We start from the raw sequence: 21941 nt of genomic DNA on the forward strand, positions 1-21941 counted from the left end.
CGATCACGTGCTTTCGATGTCGATCGACCCCCAATCAGTCATCGACACCGCCGACGGCCGCCGCCTTCGCTCGCGCCCGCTCGACGACCGACGGCCGCGCCGCGAACGCGACCGTAACCCGATCACCCGCCGCCCCGTAGCTCACGTCGGCGACGTTCGCGTGATCGTAGAGCCACGACACGACGCTCATTGCCTCGTCGACGTTCGCCATTGCGACCGTGGTGCGTTCGGTCGGCAGTCCGTCCTCGATCCGTCCTACCAGTCGATCGAGGTTCGTGCCCTCTTGGACGCTGATCGGCAGCGGTGACGGGGCAACGTCGGCCGCGGCCGCCAGCCGCTCCTCGCGCTCCTCGGCGTCGAGCAGATCGATCTTGTTGAGAGCGGTCACGATCGCCTCGCGCGGAACGTCCTGCGCATCGAGCACGTCGAGCGAGACACGGAGCTTCTCGCGGAGTTCGTCGGGCGGGTCGCTCGCGTCGGCAACCAACACCACGCGATCGGCCGCCGCAGCCTCCGAGAGCGTGGCGCTGAACGATTCGACCAGCCAGTGGGGGAGGTCCGCGACGAACCCCACCGTGTCGGTCAGCAGGACGGGACGGCCGTCGAGCGTCGCCCGTCGCGTGGTGGTTTCGAGGGTCTCGAACAGCCGATTTTCGATCGTTGCCGTCGCGTCGCGGTCCGCGTGGTCCGGCTCGGTGTCCGCGAGCGTCAACTCGTCCGCGAGGCGGTGGAGCAGCGTCGACTTGCCGGCGTTGGTGTAGCCCGCGATCGTCACGAGATCGAACCCCTCCTCGCGCCGGCGCTTGCGGAACTCCTCGGCGGGGTCGGGGAGGTCGTCGAGCTTGGTTTCGAGCCGATCGATCCGGTCTTCGGCGTCGTACAGCGGCGATCCCTTCTCGGCGCGTTTGTTGAACCAGCCCGCGTCGGCCGTCTCCCGCATCCGTGGGAGGTCGTAGCGGAGTCGCGCCAGCTCGACCTGGAGCTGTGCCCGCCTCGTGCCTGCCTGATCGCCGAACACGTCGAGGACCAGTCGGTAGCGGTCGTGGACGCGGGTTCCGTCCGGTAGCGATTCTTGGAGTCCGTGACTTTGCGATGGCGTGAGTTCGCCATCGACGATGACGACCTCGGCCCCCGTTTCGGTGACCCGGGCCGCGAGCTGTTCGACTTTCCCGCTGCCGAGATGCGTCCCGGGGTCCTCGGCTCGAACCTGCGTCACCTCCTCGACGATCGTGTAGCCGGCGGCTGTGGCGAGCGCTCGTATTTCGTCGGTCGCGGGCGTGCCGCTATCGACGCGCTGTGCAACGATTGCGTTCGTGTCTGTCATGTGTAGTGATGGTGTGTCGTCTATGAGCGATACGGCCGGCTCGGCGGTCACCGAGCGCTCGATGACGGAGCCGCCAGCCGACGCTGTCGAACCAACGACAGGTCGGGAAGCGGCGGCCCGGTCAGAAAACGAATTGGGTGGTCATCGGTCGACCTCTGTTAGCACTCTCACGAACCAGGGACAAAAGCGTTGTCCCGAAGCCACTGTCGACCGCCGCGCCACCGCAACCGCACCTCAGAGCGCCACATCGACGTGGTCGGCCGCCTTCAGCGCGAGTGCGGCGATGGTGAGCGTGGGGTTCATCGCGCCGCCGGTGACGAACACGCTGCTGGAGGCGACGTGGAGATTCTCGACGTCGTGGGTCCGTAGTTCCGGGTCTACGACGCTCGATGCCGGATCGGTCCCCATCCGTGTGGTGCCCATGTGATGGAACGCCGGCCCGGTGTTCTCGGGGCCGACGGTCCACTCGATTTCGGCCCCGAGTTCGTCGAGGATCGATCGCTGGATACAGTTCGCCCGCCGGATGCTTTTTTTCGTACGGTCGCCGATCGACCACCGGACGTCGGGCACCGGATTGCCGTGATCGTCGGTTTTCGTGCGATCGAGCGTCACGCGGTTTTCCTTTCGTGGCACTTGGCCGATCAGCCCGCCGACGGTGACGTGGGTTCCGTAGGCGTCCCGGAGCGAGTCGAGGAGCGCGTCGCCCCATTCGTCCCCCGAGAGCGCCGTCTCGACGGGCGACGGGCCGGCGTAGTTGAAGAACTCGAGCTTGATCGGGTTCGTTCCCTCGGCGTCGTAGAACTGGTGGCTCTCGGTGGTGTTGAACCCGACGTGCTTCTGGCGGGTCGCCCGATCGAGCCGGCCGCCGACGCCCGCGAAGCAGTGTTCGGTGAAGTACCGGCCCACGAGACCGCTCGAATTGGCGAGTCCATCGGGATGGTCCGAGGAATCAGAGAGCAGGAGGAGGCGAGGCGTCTCGACGCCGCCGCAGGCGATCACGAACCGGCGTGCCTCCTGGCTGTGTTCGCCGTCGGGCGTCGCGTACACCGCGCGCGTCACTCGTCCCTTGCCGTCCGTTTCGAGGCGCTGGACCGGAGCACGGTCGATGACGCGCACACCCGCCGCCTCGGCCTTCCGGATGTGGACGGTCGCGTCGTACTTCGCCCCCGAGGCGCAGACGGGTTTACAGGTGCCGTAGCCGACACAGGCCGACCGGCCGTCGTAGGGCTCGGAGTTGCGTGCGTTCGGTACCGAGTGGGTGGTGATTTCGAGCTCCTCACACGCCTCGGCGAAGATCGAGTCGCTGTAGGAGGGCGGGAACGCCGGGAGGGGGTACGGCTCCTCGCGCGGCGGCGCGAACGGGTTGTCGACGGCCCCCGCCACGCCGAACGCGCGCTCGGCGGCCGCGTAGTACGGCCGGAGGTCGGCGTAGTCGATGGGCCAGTCCGCGGCGACGCCGTCGCGGCTCCGTCGCTCGAAGTCGGCCTCGTGGAGGCGCATCACCATCCCCTGCCAGTGGAGGCTCGTCCCGCCGACGCCCTTCACCCGCGAACGGTTCAGCGGGTACGACCGCGGGCCGGTCGAGGCGTAGGCGTCGCGCTCGCCGCCCATGTCCCAGACGCTCCGGTCGTCGTCGCCAGGCCGGATCGCGCGCTCCATTCGCTCGGGGCGATCTTCGAACGAAAAGCGGGGCCCCGCTTCGAGGATCACGACGTCGTGACCGCGCTCGGCAAGTCGATGAGCGCAGAGCGCGCCCGCGGGGCCCGCCCCGATCACGCAGACGTCGGGCGCGTCCGAGGGCGTCCGGTCCGCATCGCTCATCGTGGTCCGTGCTGGTAGCTCTCGTGCCCGCCGGGATGGCCCTGAGGGTTCTCGATCCCGACGAGCTCCCCGCCCGCGGGCGAGGTGTAGAGCGCGTATAGCAGCTCGTTCACCACGTAGTACCGCACCCGTTCGGCGGCCGACCCATCAGGAACGGGATCGGCGGTGTCGGTCCCCATCTCGCGCAGCACCGCGTCCCGAGTCTCGGCGTCGAGGCTCGCGTATCGCCCGCCGTACCACGATTCCGCGCGGTCGTCCATCGCGGCGACCGCCCGTTCGACACCGTTTCGATACTCAGCTCGCTCCTCGATACGCCCGAGTGCGTAGGTTTCGACGAACGTCTCGATCCCCGTGATCTCGTCGGGGTAGACGACGTGCGCGACCGCGACGAGAGGGTCACGCACCGCCGAAAACGACGCATCCGCCACGTTCGACGATCCGTCGTCCGTCTCCGTTTGCGCCCCACTCGTCGCTTCTCCGTTCCGTCCGATCGCCGCCGCTCCACCGCCACCGACGACGCTGCCGCCGGCGAGCGCCGCGAGCGCGTCCCGGCGCGTGAGTTCCATGTACGGCGCGCGTTAGGCAAGCCTAATCTTAGGGATTGGCATCCGCACCGACCGAGTTCGTGGCCGACTCTGGATCGTCGGCGTGGCTCAGGGGATCGTGACCGAGTGCGAGAGCGTGCCGATCCCTTCGATCTCGACTTCGATCTCGTCACCGTCGGCGAGCGGGCCGACGCCAGCGGGCGTGCCAGTCGAGATCACGTCGCCGGGTTCGAGGGTCATGTACGTCGTGATCTCCGCGATCAGTTCGGGCACCGAGAAGATGAACTTCTCGCGCGAGGAGCGCTGTTTCGTCTCGCCATTCAGGCGGAGTTCGATCGCGGCGTCGGCGGGAACTTCGTCGGGCGTCGCGAGCACGGGTCCCATCGGCGCGGCCCCGTCGAACGCCTTCCCACGGACCCAGTTCTGCTCGATCCGCTGGTCGTCGCGGTTCGAGAGATCGTTCACGCAGGTGAACCCAGCAACGACGTCCATCGCGTCGTCGACATCGACGCCCCGGCACTCCCGACCGATCACGACGCCGAGCTCGGCTTCGTACTCGATACGTTCCTTCCCGGCAAGCAGTTCTACCGTCTGTTCGTGGCTCGCGACGGTGTTTGGTCCCTTCAGGAAGAGCAGCGGACGGTCGGGGAGCTCCTTTCCTTGTTCGGCAGCGTGGTCCTCGTAGTTCAATCCCACACAAACGATCTTCGTTGGCTCCGCTGGCGCGAGCACGTCGACTTCCTCGGGCGAGAACGTGTCGTCGGGGAACGCGACGCGCCCTGTCGGCCCGGCGTTCGCGCTGATCGTCGCTTCGTCCGCAAGCCACTCGCCAGTACGGAGCTCGCCGTCCGGATCACGGAATCGTACGCGGTGCATGCTCGGGTGTCGTCGCCACGTCGGATAAACGTACACGAACGCGCTATTGCCTCTCTTTCGCACGGCCGCCTACACAACTAAGTACGCGACGCGAGTACGACGAGATGCAATGGAACTCACCTGGCACGGTCACTCGACGTGGTTCGTTGAAGTCGGCGACACCAGCCTGCTGATCGACCCGTTTTTCGATAATCCGCACACCTCGATGGAGCCCGCGGACATCGAGACGCCCGACTACGTCCTTCTGACCCACGCCCACTCGGATCACATCGCCCACGCGGGCGAGTTCACCGATTCGACGATCGTCGCGCCGGTCGAGGTCGCGGCCTATGTGGAAAACGAGATGGGCGCGGATGACACCGTCGGCATGAACATCGGCGGTACGGTCGAGTGCGGTGACGCCCACGTCACGATGCATCGGGCCGACCACACCAGCGGCGTCGATCTCGACTACGAGTACGAACTCGGCAATCCTGCGGGATTCGTCGTGAGCGACGAGCAGCCGGGCCCCGACGGCACCGGCACCGCGTTCTACCACGCTGGCGACACCGGACTGATGTCGGAGATGAAAGACGTGATCGCGCCGTACCTCCAGCCCGACGCGGTCGCGCTCCCGATCGGCGATCACTACACGATGGGCATCTGGCAGGCCTCGATCGCGGCCGAGTGGCTCGATGCGGATCACGTCTTCCCGATGCACTACGACACGATGCCGCCGCTCGAAGCCGATCCCCAGGAGTTCGTCGATGCGGTCGGCGAGCGCGCACCCGACTCCGAGGTTCACGTGCTCGACGACGACGGTTCCTTCGAGCTCTGAGATCGGGACCGAAACGACGACTCGTTGTCGATCGTTCCGGCGAGCACTCGACCGCGATGGCAGCCTCGACACACGAGTGGGCAATGCTTAGGGGCGTGGCGGTCGTCGATCCGATCGCAATGGCAGATATCGAAGTCAGTAGCACGTCCGAGGAGGGATTCGTCACCCGAAGCCGCGTCGGCGGCTTCGAACTCACCGTCGACGCCACCGACGAAGAGGGACCGAACCCGAACGCCACGCTCGTCGCCGACTACGCCTCCTGTTACATTCCGGCCTTCCGCGTCGGGGCCCAGCAGCGCGACTACGACGACCTCGGGAAAATCGAGATCGACGCCGAGGCCGACCTCGACGACGATGACGATCTCTCGGCCATCCGGTTCGACATCCGCGTCGAGGCCGACATCGCTGGCGACGAGGACGAACTCGTCGAGCGCGGCGAGGACATCTGTCACGTCCATGCGGCGCTCCGCGAGGAGCTCCACGCCGACATCTCGGTCGAAGGCAACGCCTAAACACCCACCTTTTTACTTCGGGGGTTCGCGCGCTCGCTCCGCTCGCGCGCTCAACCCCTCGTAAAAATCTGGACCAAAAACACCCGCTCGCTCGGCCTACGGCCTCGCTCGCGGTGGGGTCACTGGCACTCTACGCACCACGACCGCACAGCACCGTCGAAGCCCTCGGCCCGCAGAGCGGGCCTCGCCCTTCATCCGCCAGGAGAGCAAAGCTCTCCAGAGCCTCGACTCGCTACGCTCGTCGAGACACCAGGAACCGCACCGCCCAGCAACCGCTACAACCGCAAAATCAGCCGAACTGCTCGCCGACTGCTGCGACCGCGGCATCGAGCACGGCGTCGCGCTCGCCGAGCAAGAATTCGATCCGGTCGTCACGGGCCGCTCGCGGAGTCACACCCGCTTCGGGGGCGCGCTCGGCGACCACATCGGCCACGCTATCGAGATCGAGATCGCCGGTGTGTCGAAGCAGGAGTTCGTCCTCGCCGAGCCCGAGGAGCACAGGTGTGTCCTCGCGGGTCCGGCGATGGAGTTCGTCACACAGCAGGTCGGTCGGCGGGAAGTCGTAGCGGTGGGTGAACGCGTCGGTGTCGAGCACCGCCACGGTGACGCCATCGGCCTCCCGGTGGTCGAGATGAGCCTCGGCAGTCTCGATCGCCGCGTCGAGCTTCTCGCGGAACTGAGTCGCGAGGCGCTCTGCGAGCGACTCACTGCCGTCGAACAGCAGGTCGGCGATCAGCTCGCGCTTGTCCTCGTAGGCCTGGTAGTTCGCCACCAGTGCGATCGCCTCGCGGACGTCGCGCGTCCGGTCGGCGTCGGCACCCGCCTCGCTCGCGAGGTCGGCGTACGCGTCGGGTGCGTCCTCCCAGTAGCTCACCGCAGGGAGACCAACGAGATCGTCGCGAACGTCGGCGTTAACTCCTGCCGCGACGTTCGCCGCGAGCGCGGTCGCGGTCGTCGTGGCTGTCCCGGCGTCGCGGTCGGCGGGCGTGACGTGTGCCGCGAGATCGTCCGCGTCGAGTGCGCGAGCGCCGATCGCTGCCCGCTCGGTCCCGTAGATCGAGAGCAGCGAGAGGCCGTCGCGCGACTGGGCGCTCCCGACGCCGCAGAACACGAACAGCGGGAACTTCTCGTCGTGGCGCTCGTTGGCGTCGAGCATCGACGTGACGTCGCGCGTCGCGGCATCCATGTCGTAGATCCCGTCCTCGACCGGCCGGCGGTCGAAGTAGTGGTACTCGGCGTCGTCACGGGCGTGCTCCTCGCGCACCAAGGGCAGCGTGGCGCGCTCGATCGCCGCACCCGCGACGTAGCCGTCGACGCTCGCGTCGTGACGCACGACGACGGGCCGGGATTCGAGCACCGCCCGCCGGATCAGCCCCGCGAGGTCGTGAATCTCTTCGCTGAGATCGTCGATCGCGGGATCGTCGGCCAGCGGTTCGATCGTGTCGGGCGCAGCCTGCTCGGCGAGTGCGTCTTCGAGTCGGGTGGTGACCGCATCCCGCTCCTCACCGTCGAGCACTGCGAGCCCCGCAGTCTCGACCTGGAGATCGTCGCGGTGGCGTTCGACCTCGCCATCGATGGCGACGACCGCATCCGTCTCGACGTCAGGGTACGCGCGGACGCCCGCTTCCTCGAACGCCGCACAGTCCACCGTACCGGATTCGTCGCGGAGTTCGAACACCGTCGGGCCGCCGGTCTGACGAACGCTCACGACCGTGCCCTCGATACGGACGTGATCACCGACGCGGGAATCGAGATCCGCGATCGGGACGCGCTCGCGTTCGGACTCGACCAGCGACGCGCTTCCCGCCTCGGACGGGACGGCCGTCCGGGTGTCGTCGTCGTTTACCGAGGCGTCGCCATCGGTCCGCGCTCCGGTGGTCTCGTCCGTGTCGGGCTCGTCCGCGGTACCGATGTCGGTCACGGGTTCGGCCGCCGACTCGGCGGCCGCGCGCTCATTTGGGTCGGTCGCCTCCGCCGCCCCGGATTCGGAGTCGGCCTCTGCCTCAGCGAGCCGGTCGCCCTCGGGGTCGTCGACGAGCTCGCCGCGGAAATCCGACGGTTTCTGACGGATCGACCACGCGAGATCGACGTTGCCGTTGTCGTGAACGTCGGTGACCTGGACGTAGACGGTCTCGCCCGAATCCCAGTCGAGACTTTCGAGCCGGGTGTCGAGCTCGCTCCGGTGGAGCAAGCCGGTGACGCTGTCACCGACATCGACGAACACGCCGAACTCGGCGAAGCCGTCGACGGAGCCGCGGTAGAAGCGACCGGGGGTGAGCTGATTTGCGCGCGATCCTTCGAACTCGAAAACGACGTCCTCCTCGTGACTCCCACAGATGTGGCCGTCGACGGAGGTGCCGCAGATGATACAACTACCCATTACCGGACCGAACGGCCGGGGACTAAAACGGTTGTCGAAACGCGGACGCTTACTCGAACACCGGACTGTCGTCTTCGAGTGCCTCGATATCACGCGCAACCTGGCTCGCATCGTCGGGAAACAGCGCGACCTGGACCTCGTTGCCCTCGTCGTCTTCGAACACGAGCTTCACGCGCTTGTCGCCGAACGCGCGCGCCTCCGCCGAGGCGACATCGAACAATTTCGCTTCCGCGGACTTGTTCGCGGGACCCACGTTCTTGAGCGCGCCGTCCTTGAGTTCGAGCATGAACTCGTCGATGTTCAGGTTGAGCACGCCAACGCTACGCTCACCCGGAGGGTTAACCCTCCGACTTGGCGGCAGCGAACGGGGCCTCCGACTGTCACGACCGAACGAGACGTACTCGAACGTCACTCGTGGTGTGAACTATGGAAACACTTATTTGTTCTGCCAGTATAGCTGTCGAGAATGGGGCGAACCGTTCCACTACTCGGCGGTCTCGCACAGGCGGCCGTCTTCGTCGTTCTGCTCGTCGCCATCCAGCCCCCGACGTATCTCTATCTCGCGACACCCGCCGTCGCCGGCCTCGTCGGAGCCCTGCTGAGCGATCGGTTTCAAAAGGAGTTCGTCGACGCCGGTGCAGCGGGGCTGATCGGCACACTACTCTCGCTTTGCCTCGCTCTCGTGATCGTCTGGACCAACACGGCGTCGCTGCCGCTCGACGTCCAGATCGATCTGGCCTTCCTGACGCTCCTGCTCGGACTGTTCGTCGTCATCGTTCTGCTCCCGGTGGCGATGGGTATCAGCGTCGTCGTCGGTCAGCTAGCCGTCATCGCCGTGGACGGGCAGACGAACCCCTGACGTCGGACCGCCGGAGAGTCAGTGACGATGACGTTCGCTAGTCCGTGGTATCGACACGAGCGGGAAACGGTTATGCGGAATCCGCACGACTGGCCCGTATGAGCGAAACACGCGAGGGACGACGCGAAGAGATCGATGCGATCCTCGACCGCAAACCGGGCGCGAGCGAGGCCCGCGACGAGGCCGACCGTTACACCGTCGTGGGGGCGGCGAGCCGGGAGACGTTCGCGAACTGGCTGACGCCGATCGAGGAGCATTTCGTCTGCCACCGGAACCCGATGCCCGATGGCGACGCCGACGCGTGGACGATCGACGTCGCCGGAACGGCGGGAGACGAGGCCGAACTCTCCCTCACCGACATCGTCGAGGACCTTCCCACGGTCGCTGTCGCACACACGATGGAGTGTGCGGGCAACGGCCGCGGCCAGCACGACCCCGAGACGGGGAGCGTCCAGTGGGACTGTGAGGCAGTCGGGACCGCCGTCTGGACCGGGACGCCGGTGCGGTCGGTGCTGCGAGCGGCCGGTCTCGATACGGGCGAGGCAGTGGGCGACGCGGACAGCGGGACGGCGAACGACCCGACGAACGACGAGGATCGCTGGCTCACCGCGATCGGCGACGACGGCACCGAGGAGGAGACGTTCGCCCGATCGATCCCGCTCTCGAAGGCACTCGACGATTGCCTCCTCGCCCACGGAATGAACGGCGAGGCGCTCCCCACGGAGCACGGCCATCCGGTGCGGCTCGTTGTACCGGGATGGTACGGCGTGAACAGCGTGAAGTGGCTGTCCGAACTGCGCGTGATGGATGGAATGGTCACCGAGGGCTCGCTCGACCGGCCCGGGACTCACGCCCGGTGGCAGCAGGACGACTACCGTATCCATCCCGCGGGCGCGACCCCGGAACACGCCGACACCGTTCCGACGGCCGATACGTGGGACCAGCTCGAACCCTCGGCGGTCGATCACCCCTACACCTTCGACGAAACCGTGATGTCGCTGATCGGTCGGCCGACCGGCGAGGAGCCTGTCACGCCTCACGAGGGCGGAGAGAACGACGAGGACGGGGTCACGGTGCGCGGCGTCGCGTGGGCGGGCGACGACGAGATCGCGGGTGTCGAGATATCCACTAACGGAGGCGAGACGTGGCACGACGCGGAGCTGTTCGGCCCCGACTACGCCGGTGCGTGGCGGCTGTTCGAGTACGACTGGGAGCCGGAGCCGGGAACCTACACCCTTGCCTCGCGCGCGACCGACGAGCGCGGACGGGTGCAGCCGGCGTCCATCGGAACACCGGAGGACGGACTCGACGCTGTCGAGAGCGGCCAGTTCCCCTGGAACGAGGGTGGATACGCCGCCAACGCGTATCTGCCGAACGCGATCGAGGTCGAAGTCACGAACGAGGACGACGGCGCGGCGTGATCAGCCGAGCACGCCGAGCGCTTCGATGGCTGCAAATCCGCGGAACGTGTAGGCGTAACCGAAGACGAACGCTGCGGGGAGCGCCCCTGCGACCGCCGCGCGAACGAGGCTCGTCCCGTGTACTTCGGCGATCCCGACGACGAGCAACACGGCACCGTAGGCTGTGCAGACGACCTGGAGTGGAGGGAAGGGTACGCCGGCGAGAACGCAGGGTGCGGTCGCGTAGGCGATCACCTGCACCGTCTCGCTGACACCGGCGCGATCCTCGACGAGCGGGACGAGTCCGAGAGTCGCGATCGCGGCCGCGAAGTGGAGCGCGAGCGGCGCGACGAACCCGGTCGCGACGACGAGCGCCACGACGCCCGAGACGAGTTCCTGATCCGCGACGACTGGGTATGCGCTGGGGACGAGCGCGAAGCGAGTCGCCTCCTCGATGGCGACTACGGCCATCACGAACACCAGTCCAGGAGCCTGATCGCCCGGTGCGACCCCCGCCGCGAAAAACCGGCGTGGACGCACCAACACTTCGAGCCACGCGCGGGCGAGCGCTATCGGTCCTCTGTCGCGCCCGCCGGTCGGGTTCTCGACCCACTGCGTCACTGTCGTCGGTAGCAGAGCAGCCCCTATCTCGGTTTCGACACGCCGGTGTCCGGCAGCTTCCGTCGATCGGTGACAGCTACTGACCGGCGCGATCCAGAGCGATGGACCCGTTCACGACGTCGTCGGGAAGACGGGACAGGATCTCGTCGAACGCAGCACTCTCCTGCCGAGTGAAGAACCGGTACCAGTCGTCGTTGGCCCGGATTTCGAGGACATCGAGCGTCCCTCGCTCCATTCTGTAGAACATCACGAACCCGTACCAACAGAGACCGGCCGAAAGGAACGATCCGCCGGCAATGGGGGTGAAGAGCACGCCTGCCAGCACGAACGGAACGATCATGAACGAGAACACGAGCCCGAACGCTGCGAACGCGTAGCCGATCCGTTCGAAACCTGCTTGAGACTTGTCGACATCTCGTCTGATCTCCGAGATTTCGTCGATCAGGATCGTTTCGATCGACGGTTCCGCCCGTTCGCGATTGACGTGGCGGAGCTCCTCGTCAGTGCAAGTGATCCGCTGTTTGTCGCTCTCGCTGGTGTAATCACCGAGATGGACGTTAGTTGCTTCGTACACGGGCCACCAGCCTCATAGAAACAGTTGCTGATGACGATACTTCAAATTCACACACACACACACACACCAACCGTCTCGGTCACCACCTGTTTCTCAATCAACATCATATCGATAGCTATGCCAAAGATATCTCACGATCCCTCGTGGTCGGCGGGCTGACGAGAACTGTACTGACACTAGCCGAATAGCCTGAACGGTAGCAAAGACGGCCCTTCGACGCTGTTCGACGCGATCCCTCCAGCGATCAGTCGTCCGCGCCGACGTTTTCGGTGCTTTCGAGACAGGGCGGATCGGGTTCGATAGTGGCGTACTCGACAGCCCGCTGGCCCAGCGTCGCCACACGCTCACACGAACTCTCGTCGGTGAGTTTTCCGTCCTCGAACTTCCCGCTCGCTTTCGGGACGGCGGCCTGATGCGGGATGACCCACGCGTTGAGCGCTCGGGCGACCGATCGGAGGTGATCGAGTGGGGTAATCGGGAACGCCCCGCCGGAGACCGACAGCAGGCCGACGGTGGTGTTTTCGAACTCGTCGAACCCGCAGTAATCCAGCGCGGTCTTCAGCACCGAGGAGTACGAGCCGTGATAGGAGGGCGTCCCAAGAAGGACGCTGTCGGCCCGCCGGACGCGTCGCGTGAGTGCGAGCGCGTCGCCGACCTCGCGTGCGTCGGCGTCGAACACCGAGAGGTCGAGATGCCGGAGGTCGATCAGGTCCGTGCTTGCGCCGCGTTCCTCGGCCTCGTCGAGTGCGTGCTGGAGGGCGATCCGGGTGTAGCTATCGTCGCGCAGGCTGCCGGCGAGCGCGACGACGTGGGGTCGATCTGGCATAGCCGTTTCGAGAACAGCGACCCCCAAAGCACCAGCGGTTCCGGCCGGAACACGCCGGTCTCCCGGTAGTGTCGTCCACCGGCCGCGGGATTGCCGCTTCGCAAAGGCTTGACCCACCCTGCCCCGTCCGCCCGGTAGTGTCACGCCAGCAGCTGTTCGGCTCGATGTGTACGATGGTGCTGTTGGTCAACCTCGCGCGGGTCGTCTTCGCACCGCTGCTGGAACCGATCCAATCCGCGTTCGGGGCGTCGGCGGCGGCGATCGGACTGCTGGCGACGCTCGCGTGGCTCGGCAGCGCGCTGCCGCGGCTGCCGACGGGCTACCTGCTTACCTTCGTGCCACGGTACGCCGTGATCCTCGCCGCTGGGACGATCCTCGCGGCCGCGCCGCTGCTCGCCGCGACCGCCACCTCCCTTCCGGTGCTCTGGGCGAGCGCGTTCCTGATGGGGATCTCAAGCGGTGTCTACTTCATCGCGGCGAAGCCACTGCTGAGCGACCTGTTTCCCGGCGCTATCGGACGCGCCGTCGGCATCCACGGGACCGCGAGCCAGCTCGCCGCAGCCGGTGCACCGCTTTTCATCACCGGCGTCCTCTGGATCGAGGGCTCGGCGATCCTCCCGGTCGAGGGATGGCGGCTCGCGTTCGGTCTCATCAGCGCGTTCGCAGTCGTGGCGACCATCGTGTTCGGGGCGATCGCCCGAACCACGACCTTCCCGCCCGGCGAGGAACTCGACCGGGAATTTCTGGGGGCGGCACGCCGGCAGTGGCCCGTCATCCTGAGCGGGGTCGCGCTCGCGGGTCTCGCCGGCCTCGCGTGGAACGGCGTGTTCAACTTCTACGTCTCGTATCTCGTCGCGACGAAGCCGATCACGGCAAGCACTGCGCGCGAACTGCTCACGGTGGTCTTCGCTGCTGGCGTGCCCGCCTTTGCGATCGCCGGACGCCTCGCCGACCGGGTGGCGTATATCCCGTTGCTGCTCGGGATCGTCGGGGGGTTCGCCGGCTGTCTGCTCGCGCTCACGCTCGCCTCGGGATTCTACGGCCTCGTCGCCGCGAGCGCCGCGCTCGGGTTCGTGATCCACGGCCTCTTCCCCACGATGGACACCTACGTGCTCGACTCGCTGCCGGACGCCCACCGCGCGAGCGCCTACGCCGTGTTCAGCGCGGGGATCATGCTGCTCAACGCGCTCGGGAGCGTTGTCGTCGGCACGCTGATCGATGTGGGGTACGGCTACACCGTGATCTTCCGATCGTTCGCGGTCGGGGTGTTGGTGCTCGCCGCGCTCCTGACGGCCGTCCACCTCACGATCGGGTTCCCGACCGGCCGGCGGTCGGCCCAGCAGGGGGCGTGACCGCCGTGAGCTGAGTCTGCGCGATCGATTCGGGCGGCGAGCGCACGATCACCGAGACAGTCGGACGACGGTATCGTTGTCGCGTTCCTCGACCGCGACCAGTCCGTCGTCGTCGAGATCCGAAACGAGTCCTCGGAGCCACTCGCGACCGTGCTCGCCGTCCGGCGTGTAGTCGACGCGCACGCGAGGCCCGAGATCATCGAGCACGAGTTCGTCGTACTCCCCGAGTACGCGCACGACGCGCCCGCGGAACTGCCGGCGACTCCCCTCGAACGGCGACTGGGTAGGAACATCTGGAGCGGAGAAGTCGCCGGTCGCGTAAGCGTCACACCACGTGCGCCAGGGGCATTCGGCCTCGTCGCACGACGGTGTCTTCGTACACGCAACCCCGCCGAGCTCCATGATCGCGTTGTTCCAGACCCGCGACTCGCCGGTGGGCATCATCTCCTCGGCCGCTTCCTCGAACGCTGCGTCGTCGTCCGGCACGTCGAACGCCCGGTAGAGCACTCGCTTGACGTTGGTATCGACCACCGCATTCCCCTCGTTGAACGCGAAGCTCGCCACCGCGTTCGCGGTGTAGGGGCCGACACCCTGCAACTCCTGGAGTTCGTCGGGCGTCTCTGGGAACTCGCCGTCGAACTCCGAGGTGATCTGACCGGCAGCCTCGTGGAGGTATCGGGCACGGTTGTTGTACCCGAGGCTGTGGTCGCTCCAGAAACTCACTACCTCGGCCCGGTCGACAGCCGCGAGCGTCGCCGCGTCGGGCCACCGTTCGACGAACTCCGCGAACGCGTCGACGACGCGATCGAGTTGGGTTTGCTGACTCATCACTTCCGATACGAGGATTTCGTAGGGATCGGTGGTCTCACGCCACGGAAACGATCGATGGTCGTCCTCGTACCACTCGACCAGCGCCCGGCGGACGGCAGCGCGGTCGTCGGGGGACGAGAACGCGGACTCGCTCATCGAACGAGGTAATCCTGCGCTCGGCATACGCGTGGCGGTCCACGCCGGCAGAGGAGCCGAAAGCGGTTTCCCGAGTCGCTCCCCATCCCGGCGCATGAGTCTCGACGACCTTACGGAGGAAATCGAATCGCGCTACGACGATCTCGGCGACGAGACAACCGTGGGTCTCGACCGCGAAACCCGCAACGAACTCGCCCTCCTCCAGAGTGCGTTCGACCCCGACGACGCCGACGAACTCCTCCGTCGGGCGGTCCACCAGTTCTTCCAGACCACCGTCGAGACCGGCCGGCTCGACTTCCACCTCCGGAGCGGCTACGACGTCACCTACGACGAGTATCTCTCGGGGATGACGTACGACGAAATGACCGGCGATGTCGGGCTCTCGGACCAGGCTCAAGACGACGTCCAGCGCTACCAGTACTGAAAGCCCTCGCTCACGCTCGGACGCGCTCACGGCCACCGCTTCGCACCGCTACTGCAACCACACCGCTCCGTAACCCCTACGCAGACCGCTCCGACCTGAGCCGGATCGAGCAGGGGAGAAGCCTTTACTCGCCCCCGTACGAGGCGGCTGGTATGTCCGAACTCGTCTCCGACGACGTCACTGACTTCGTCCGCGCGGTCGGTCCTCAGCCCGACGAGGTTCTGACAGAGATGGACGAATACGGCGAGGAGATCGGCTTTCCGACCGTGGGCCCCGCAGTCGGCGGCTGGCTCGCCACGCTCGCGCGCCTCGTCGACGCAGAGCGGGTCTTCGAGTTCGGCTCCGGCTTCGGCTACTCGGCGTACTGGTTCGCACGGGCACTCCCGCCCACGGGCGAAGTCGTCCTCACAGAGATCGACGCCGACGAACTCGACCGCGCCCGCGAGTACTTCGACCGCGGCGATCTCACCGAACGCGCGACGTTCGAACACGGCGACGCCATCGAGACCGTCGACGACTACGAAGGACCGTTCGACGTCGTGCTGATCGACAACGAGAAGGATCGGTACGAGGAGGCTTTCGACGCCGTTCGCGAGAAAGTCGCTCCCGGTGGCGTGGTGATCGCCGACAACGCCATGACGAGCACCTCTGTCGACTTCGAGACGGTGCTCGAACTCGTCGAAGGCGAGACGGTCAAGGACGCGAACGAGTCGACCCGCGGCGTCGCGGCGTACCTCGAACGGGTCCGCGCCGATCCCGACTTCGAGACCGCCGCGATCCCGCTCGGCGAGGGGATCGCCGTGAGCCACCGCACCGAGTGACGTCGAACCGTCACGACGAGACACTGAGATGCCGACGAGGCACGGGTGAACGATCGCCGTTGGTGGGAAGAATCATTACGGACCGGCCATTGTGAGATTGTATGCCACGAGGCACACCACAGACCCTGCGACCGTTCCGCTGGCGCGCGGAACGACTCTACCCCGATACCGAGATCGTCTCGCGCACCGCCGACGGGATCGAACGGTACGATTATTCGGAGTACGGCGACCGCGTCGCCCGTCTCGCGAACGCGCTCGATGACGCCGGCATCGATAACGAGGCCCGCGTCGGCACGTTCTGCTGGAACCACCACCGTCACTTCGAGACGTACTTCGGCGTTCCCGACTCGGGCCGCCAGCTCCACACCATCAACCCCCTCCTGCCCGACGAGCACATCCAGTACATCGTCGAGAACGCGACCGACGAGCTCCTGTTCGTCGACCCCTCGCTCGCCGAGAAGCTCGCCGGCGCGTACGACGCCGATTCGTTCGGGAGCGTCGAGCAGTTCGTGGTGATGGCCGACGAGGTTCCGGAAATCGACCTCGATCCCGTCACGGACTACGAGTCGTTTATCGCCGAACAGGGAACCGAGTACGACTGGCCCGCGATCGAGGAGGATCGCGAGGCCGGGATGTGTTACACCTCCGGCACCACCGGGCGGCCGAAAGGCGTCGAGTACACCCAGCGAATGCTCTGGTCGCACACGATGGCCACGGTGACGCCCCAGGGCCTCGGCATCGAGGATACGGACGTCGTGATGCCGGTCGTGCCGATGTTCCACGTCAACGCGTGGGGGATGCCCTTCTCGTCGACCGCCGCCGGCGCGAAACATGTCTACCCCGGCCCGTCGCCCGATCCGGCCGACCTCGCCAAGCTCATCGAGGAAGAGGGCGTCACGATCACTGCTGGCGTCCCCACGGTGTGGCTCGGACTGCTCGAATACGTCCAGAACAACGATGTCGACCTCTCCTCGCTCGAAGAGGTCGTCATCGGCGGGAGCGCCGCCCCGAAGTCGGTCATCCGTCAGTTCGACGAGCTCGGCGTAGATGTCCTCCACGCGTGGGGAATGACCGAGATGAGTCCGATCGGCTCGGTCGCACGGCTCAAGCCGGGCATGGACGAGTGGGACGCCGACGACCGGCACGAAAAGCGCGGCAAACAGGGGCTGATGGTGCCCGGCATCGAGTTCAAAGTCATCGACGAGGACGGCAACGAGGTGCCGTGGGACGGCGAGGAGTTCGGCGAGCTCTGGGTCCGTGGCCCGTGGGTCACCACCGAGTACTTCGAGCGTCCCGAGGCCAACGAGGAGGAGTTCGAGGACGGCTGGCTCAAGACCGGCGACGTGGTCTCGGTCGATCCTGATGGGTATATCCAGATCGTCGACCGCGCGAAGGACGTCATCAAGTCGGGCGGCGAGTGGATTTCGAGCGTCGAACTCGAAAACGCACTGATGGCTCACGACGACGTGGCCGAAGCCGCCGTCGTCGGCGTCCCCCACGAACGCTGGCAGGAGCGCCCGGTCGCGTTCGTGGTGCCTGGCGACGACGCCGACAGAGACGCACTCGCCGACGAACTCCTCGGAATGATCGCCGAGGAGTACCCGAAGTGGTGGGTTCCCGACGACGTGGAGTACATCGACGAGGTGCCCAAAACCGCGACCGGGAAGTTCTCGAAGAAGGACATCCGTGAGGAGTACGCCGACGCCTCGCTGGTTGAGGGTGCGGCACCCGCGGAGGCCGCTCCCGAGGACGAGTAGCCGTCACCGCGGTGACGGAGCAGCGGAGCAGCAACCCGAACAACCCTCGGCGCACGGTTTCCGGTTTACGCGACCTATTTGGGCGTCGCGCTCCCATCGAGGGTATGGAGCTACTCGACGAGTCGATCGTGCCCGAGCACGCACGCGAGGTCAAAGCCGAGGCCCGTGAGTTCGCTGACGAGCACATCGCCCCCAACGCCGAGGAGTACTTCCGAACCGGCGAGTACCCGTGGGAGATCCTCGAAGCCGGCCAGGACGCGGGCCTCGTGGCCCAGGACATCGGCGAGGAGCTCGGCGGCCGCGATCTCGGCCTCGAAGCAATGCTCGCGATCGCCGAGGAGTTCTATCGTGCGGACGCCGGGATCGCGCTCACGCTCCAGCTCGCGAGTTTCGGGGCCGAGATCGTCGAGAAGTACGGCAACGACGACCAGCACGAGGAGTTCCTCCGCCCGGTCGCCGAGTGCGACCAGATCACCGGACTCGCAGTCTCGGAACCCCAGACCGGCAGCGACCTCGCGGGGATGACCACGAGCGCGGAAAAGGACGGCGACGAGTGGGTGCTGAATGGCGAGAAGTACTGGGTCGGCAACGCGGTCGAGGCCGAGTGGCTCACTCTCTACGCCAAAACCGGCGACTCGGACGATCGCTACTCGAACTACTCGATGTTCATCGTCCCGACCGACGCACCCGGCTACGACGCCGAACACATCCCCGAGAAGATGGGCTTTCGCGCCTCCAAGCAGGGCCACATCGAACTCGACGACTGCCGGATCCCCGAGGAAAACCTCGTCGGTAACGAGGGCACCGGCTTCTACATGCTCGCGGAGTTTTTCAACCACGGCCGGATCGTCGTCGGCGGCCACGGGTTGGGTCTCGCTGCGGCCGCCATCGAGGAGGCGTGGGAGTTCGTCCACGACCGCGAAGCGTTCGGCCGGGACGTGAGCGAGTTCCAAGCCGTCCAGCACGACCTCTCGGACATGCTCATCGAATTCGAGCGCGCCCGCGCACTCAACTGGCGCGCCGCCGGCAAAGTGGCAGATCAGGACAACGCAGGCTACTGGGCTGCGCTCGCCAAGGCCAACTCCACCGAGGCTGCCGTCGAATGTGCCGAGCGTGGGATGCAGCTCCACGGCGGTCGGTCGGTGCTGACCGAAAACCGGATCGCTCGTGTCTACCGCGACTGTCGGATCCCGGTGATCTACGAGGGCGCGAACGCGATCCAGCGCAACCTGATCTACCGCCAGCGCTGACCGCTGATTCGTCCTGTCTCGCGAAACTGCTGTCATCCATCGAGCACTCGATTTGCCGTTCGGTAGGTTTGTCCGTGTGTGACGTCTCTTGTCGTATATCGATGCAACAGCAAAGCGATAGCGACAGCGAGTTCGACGGTTCGACCGTCGACGGCCTCCGCGACCCGGTCGACGAACACCGCGATCCCGCATACGATATCGATCCGCTGTTCGTCAACCGGTGGTCGCCGCGGTCGATGACCGGCGACACGCTGCCGGAGGACGATCTCCTCGCGCTGTTCGAGGCCGCCCGGTGGGCCCCGTCGTCGTACAACAACCAACACTGGCGGTTCGTCTACGCGACGCCGGACGACGATCCGTGGGACGATTTCGTGGATCTGCTCGCCGAAGGCAACCGCGAGTGGGCGACCGACGCCGCGGCGCTCGTCGTCGTGCTCTCGAAAACCACGTTCGACCACAACGGCGAGCCTGCGCCCACCCACTCCTTCGACACCGGCGCAGCAACGGAAAATCTCGCGCTGGAGGGGGCGCGCCGTGGTCTCGTCGTCCACGGGATGCAGGGGTTCGACTACGACGCAGCCGCCGAACTGTTCGATCTCACCGACGAGTACGCGGTCGAGGCGATGACGGCCATCGGCGAACGCGACGAGGACGCGATCGCTCCGGGCGACGCCGATGACGGCGAACACCCGAACCAGCGCAAGGATCTCGACGAGATCGTCTTCGCTGGCGACTTCACACCGAGCTGAATCTTCGGCGTAGCGTGCCGTCATCCGGAACGCTGTTTCGACGGGACGGAAGGGACGATGCCGACGAGAACAGAATGTATCGGTTGAACCGGCCGCCAGAGTAACTCTCACCGAGCAATAGCAGGCTGTTTCCGAAATCCCGACCCGTCACTGTCCATCGCTGCCCACTGCCAGAACGTTCAAATGTCCGCACTCAGTACGCAGCGGACGTCGACCAAGAGAATGATTGGAGCCGACCGCCACGACGGAACAGTCGCTAACGCCGATCGAAATAACGATACCGACGCCACCGAATCGAGAGCACAGCACGTTCTCAAGCGGGTGCTCGCCCGCATCGACGCACCCATGATCGATTCCGCATACCAGCTCTCACGAACCGGGACACGCCCACGACCCGAGCGCGAGCGGTGGTTAAAGCCCCCCGGAGAGGAGTGCGTCGACGACGCCCGGCAGCGAGGTCGTCGCTGACACGACCGCTAACACGACGAGTGCGGCGTTGAGAACCGAGAGCAAGCGTGTGTTTCGGTGCTCGCCCATCGTGTTCTCGTCGTTGACCGCCCAGAACAGCAGTGCGGCCGTGATCGGGAGCCCGACGATGGCGTTGTACGCCGGGAAGAGGATGATCATGTCGATCACGCCGAGACCGAAGAATATCGTGATCAGCGGCGAGAGGCCGCTGATACTGACGAGAAGTGCGTAGATGGCTTTGAAGCTCCGGGAGGCCGAATCGGCCTCGGTTCCGCGGGCGTGCTGGAAGAGATACGACGGCGTCCACATGATCGGGATGATGCTGTTGAACGCCGCAGCGACCGCGCCGACCAGGAACACCGTTCGCGCCCACTCGCCAATGACGTTCCCGAGCGCGCGTCCCGGGGTGAGAAACGTCTCGAGTTCGGTGTAGCCCGCCGGCCGGAGGACGGCGGCCGCGAGGACCAAGATTGCGATCGTGGTGATCCCGCCGACCGCGTAACCGATCCCGAGATCCCGCCGCATCGGGGTGATGTCCGATCGTCCGGACCAGCCTTTCTCCGCGACGAGGTTCGATTCGAGGAAGAAGTTGGGCCAGAGCGCGGTCGTGCCGAGAATCGACGCCACGAGCGTGAGCGCGCCGACACCGGGAACGCTCGGCACGAACCCGGTGGCGATCGCCGATAGCGGCGGGGCGGTCGTGCCGGTGACGAAGAGATAGACGACCAGCAGTCCGATCATCATCGCAGTCATCAGCTGCTCGATGCCCTCGTAGTTCAACAGGCCGACGGCGACGGCAGCAAATCCCGTGAGGACGGCGAGCGGCATCCAGCCGACCGCGCCACCGACCAGCAGCGAGAGTCCTTTCCCGACCGCAGCGGTCAGCTCGAACGCCCAGAGCAAACAACCGCTCGACAGGACGACGGCGAGCACGGTCGCGATCCGTCCGCCGAGCTTCTTCCGCACGAACACCATCAGCGGCTCGCCGAAGATGCCGAGCCGGGCGCTCATGTCCTGTGCCATGAAGCCGAGCAACGCTGCACCGACGACCGCCCACAGCAACGCATACCCGAACCGGACGCCGGCCGAACTGGCGATGAATATCGATCCGGAGCCGAAGTAGCTAGCAACCATCACGAACGCCAGCCCGTACTGCTGGAAGAAGCCGGACGTCGTGTCACGAACCCGCTCTCGATACGATGTAGTAGTACCTGACATGTTTTCTCCAAGAACGTCGATCGCTCGCACTACAGTCCGCGCCGCAACCGGGATTTTCCGCCATCCATCGCCGCAGTGACTCTGACAACAGTATGGCAGGTCGCTTGCCACCTAAGGGCGTTGCTTGCAGACGACTCGTTCCACGGCGATGTGGTGGTTCAGTGTTCGTCGAACGACGACGGAAACTACCGTCGACGAGGTGTTTCTGTGGAGTGCGGAGCGAACGATACCGGTGAATCGCCGGCCATCGCCGGAGGAGGACGCTCGTCCCGAGGCTCCGCTGTGGAATCGATCCTCGTCATCGCCGATACTGAACGGGTCTCGTCACCGGCCACTGGTGGATCGGTCGCGGACGGCAACCGATAGTGGGGACAGAACCGA

At 66.1% G+C, this 21941-nt stretch carries 21 protein-coding genes; 10 read left to right on the plus strand and 11 right to left on the minus strand.

The genetic code is table 11. The features are described from left to right. Nucleotides 1-34: 34 nt before the first annotated feature. The 4 genes from PHA81_RS14055 to PHA81_RS14070 form a co-directional block, all read right to left on the minus strand. Nucleotides 35-1324: a GTPase gene (locus PHA81_RS14055; RefSeq protein ID WP_005042455.1), complete on the minus strand. Its 1290-nt coding sequence runs from the start codon at nt 1322-1324 to the stop codon at nt 35-37. 234 nt (nt 1325-1558) lie between these two features. After that, nucleotides 1559-3145, minus strand: a complete 1587-nt coding sequence (locus PHA81_RS14060) for a GMC family oxidoreductase (RefSeq protein WP_005042452.1) — start codon at nt 3143-3145, stop codon at nt 1559-1561. Beyond that, nucleotides 3142-3711, minus strand: a complete 570-nt coding sequence (locus PHA81_RS14065; protein WP_005042450.1) for a gluconate 2-dehydrogenase subunit 3 family protein — start codon at nt 3709-3711, stop codon at nt 3142-3144. The genes PHA81_RS14060 and PHA81_RS14065 overlap by 4 nt, the downstream gene beginning before the upstream one ends. Before the next feature lie 87 nt (nt 3712-3798). Continuing rightward, nucleotides 3799-4566, minus strand: coding sequence for a fumarylacetoacetate hydrolase family protein (locus PHA81_RS14070; protein ID WP_005042448.1), 768 nt, complete (start codon nt 4564-4566; stop codon nt 3799-3801). A gap of 109 nt (nt 4567-4675) precedes the next feature. Between PHA81_RS14070 and PHA81_RS14075 the strand changes: the two genes are divergently transcribed. Both PHA81_RS14075 and PHA81_RS14080 read left to right on the plus strand, forming a co-directional pair. After that, on the plus strand, nt 4676-5383 hold the full coding sequence (locus tag PHA81_RS14075; RefSeq protein WP_005042446.1) for a metal-dependent hydrolase: 708 nt from the start codon (nt 4676-4678) through the stop codon (nt 5381-5383). A 119-nt stretch (nt 5384-5502) separates the two neighbouring features. Beyond that, nucleotides 5503-5895 carry an OsmC family protein gene (locus PHA81_RS14080; protein WP_049910011.1) on the plus strand — a complete coding sequence of 131 codons (393 nt, stop codon included), beginning with the start codon at nt 5503-5505 and terminating at the stop codon, nt 5893-5895. A 289-nt stretch (nt 5896-6184) separates the two neighbouring features. Here PHA81_RS14080 and PHA81_RS14085 read toward each other — a convergent pair whose 3' ends face one another. Together PHA81_RS14085 and PHA81_RS14090 are read right to left on the minus strand one after the other, a co-directional pair. Next, nucleotides 6185-8275, minus strand: coding sequence for an OB-fold nucleic acid binding domain-containing protein (locus tag PHA81_RS14085; RefSeq protein WP_005042442.1), 2091 nt, complete (start codon nt 8273-8275; stop codon nt 6185-6187). A gap of 49 nt (nt 8276-8324) precedes the next feature. Beyond that, nucleotides 8325-8588 carry a hypothetical protein gene (locus PHA81_RS14090; protein ID WP_005042440.1) on the minus strand — a complete coding sequence of 88 codons (264 nt, stop codon included), beginning with the start codon at nt 8586-8588 and terminating at the stop codon, nt 8325-8327. A 153-nt stretch (nt 8589-8741) separates the two neighbouring features. Here PHA81_RS14090 and PHA81_RS14095 point away from each other — a divergent pair, with 153 nt between their 5' ends. Continuing rightward, nucleotides 8742-9134 (plus strand): hypothetical protein, encoded by a 393-nt coding sequence (locus PHA81_RS14095; RefSeq protein WP_005042439.1) that lies wholly within the window; start codon nt 8742-8744, stop codon nt 9132-9134. A 98-nt stretch (nt 9135-9232) separates the two neighbouring features. Next, nucleotides 9233-10555 carry a sulfite oxidase gene (locus tag PHA81_RS14100; RefSeq protein ID WP_005042437.1) on the plus strand — a complete coding sequence of 441 codons (1323 nt, stop codon included), beginning with the start codon at nt 9233-9235 and terminating at the stop codon, nt 10553-10555. Here the strand turns inward: PHA81_RS14100 and PHA81_RS14105 are convergent, their stop codons facing one another. From PHA81_RS14105 to PHA81_RS14115, 3 genes are all read right to left on the minus strand, one after another. Next, a complete protein-coding gene (locus tag PHA81_RS14105) occupies nt 10556-11155 on the minus strand; it encodes a YIP1 family protein (protein WP_005042435.1) in 600 nt (199 codons plus the stop codon). A gap of 76 nt (nt 11156-11231) precedes the next feature. Beyond that, on the minus strand, nt 11232-11729 hold the full coding sequence (locus tag PHA81_RS14110) for a hypothetical protein (protein ID WP_005042433.1): 498 nt from the start codon (nt 11727-11729) through the stop codon (nt 11232-11234). A gap of 244 nt (nt 11730-11973) precedes the next feature. Further along, nucleotides 11974-12555, minus strand: a complete 582-nt coding sequence (locus PHA81_RS14115; protein ID WP_005042432.1) for an NADPH-dependent FMN reductase — start codon at nt 12553-12555, stop codon at nt 11974-11976. Between the two features lie 173 nt (nt 12556-12728). Between PHA81_RS14115 and PHA81_RS14120 the strand changes: the two genes are divergently transcribed. Beyond that, nucleotides 12729-13907: an MFS transporter gene (locus PHA81_RS14120; protein WP_005042430.1), complete on the plus strand. Its 1179-nt coding sequence runs from the start codon at nt 12729-12731 to the stop codon at nt 13905-13907. A 48-nt stretch (nt 13908-13955) separates the two neighbouring features. On the opposite strand, the gene PHA81_RS14125 is transcribed toward PHA81_RS14120, so the two are convergent. Continuing rightward, the gene (locus PHA81_RS14125) at nt 13956-14873 is read right to left on the minus strand and encodes an A/G-specific adenine glycosylase (protein WP_005042428.1); all 918 of its coding nucleotides are present in this window, start codon (nt 14871-14873) and stop codon (nt 13956-13958) included. A 94-nt stretch (nt 14874-14967) separates the two neighbouring features. Between PHA81_RS14125 and PHA81_RS14130 the strand changes: the two genes are divergently transcribed. The 5 genes from PHA81_RS14130 (at nt 14968) to PHA81_RS14150 (ending at nt 19874) form a co-directional block, all read left to right on the plus strand. Next, on the plus strand, nt 14968-15297 hold the full coding sequence (locus PHA81_RS14130) for a hypothetical protein (RefSeq protein ID WP_005042426.1): 330 nt from the start codon (nt 14968-14970) through the stop codon (nt 15295-15297). A gap of 152 nt (nt 15298-15449) precedes the next feature. Continuing rightward, nucleotides 15450-16118, plus strand: coding sequence for an O-methyltransferase (locus PHA81_RS14135; protein WP_005042423.1), 669 nt, complete (start codon nt 15450-15452; stop codon nt 16116-16118). A 101-nt stretch (nt 16119-16219) separates the two neighbouring features. Then, nucleotides 16220-17875 (plus strand): long-chain fatty acid--CoA ligase, encoded by a 1656-nt coding sequence (locus PHA81_RS14140; protein ID WP_005042422.1) that lies wholly within the window; start codon nt 16220-16222, stop codon nt 17873-17875. Nucleotides 17876-17979: 104 nt separating this feature from the next. Further along, nucleotides 17980-19125 (plus strand): acyl-CoA dehydrogenase, encoded by a 1146-nt coding sequence (locus PHA81_RS14145; RefSeq protein ID WP_005042420.1) that lies wholly within the window; start codon nt 17980-17982, stop codon nt 19123-19125. Between the two features lie 101 nt (nt 19126-19226). Beyond that, complete coding sequence (locus PHA81_RS14150) at nt 19227-19874, plus strand: nitroreductase family protein (RefSeq protein WP_005042418.1); 648 nt, start codon at nt 19227-19229, stop codon at nt 19872-19874. Nucleotides 19875-20285: 411 nt separating this feature from the next. Here the strand turns inward: PHA81_RS14150 and PHA81_RS14155 are convergent, their stop codons facing one another. Continuing rightward, nucleotides 20286-21560: a divalent metal cation transporter gene (locus PHA81_RS14155; RefSeq protein WP_005042415.1), complete on the minus strand. Its 1275-nt coding sequence runs from the start codon at nt 21558-21560 to the stop codon at nt 20286-20288. Between the last annotated feature and the right edge of the window lie 381 nt (nt 21561-21941).

The organism is Halococcus sp. PRR34, from assembly GCF_028617175.1.
GTDB classification, from domain to species: domain Archaea; phylum Halobacteriota; class Halobacteria; order Halobacteriales; family Halococcaceae; genus Halococcus; species Halococcus salifodinae.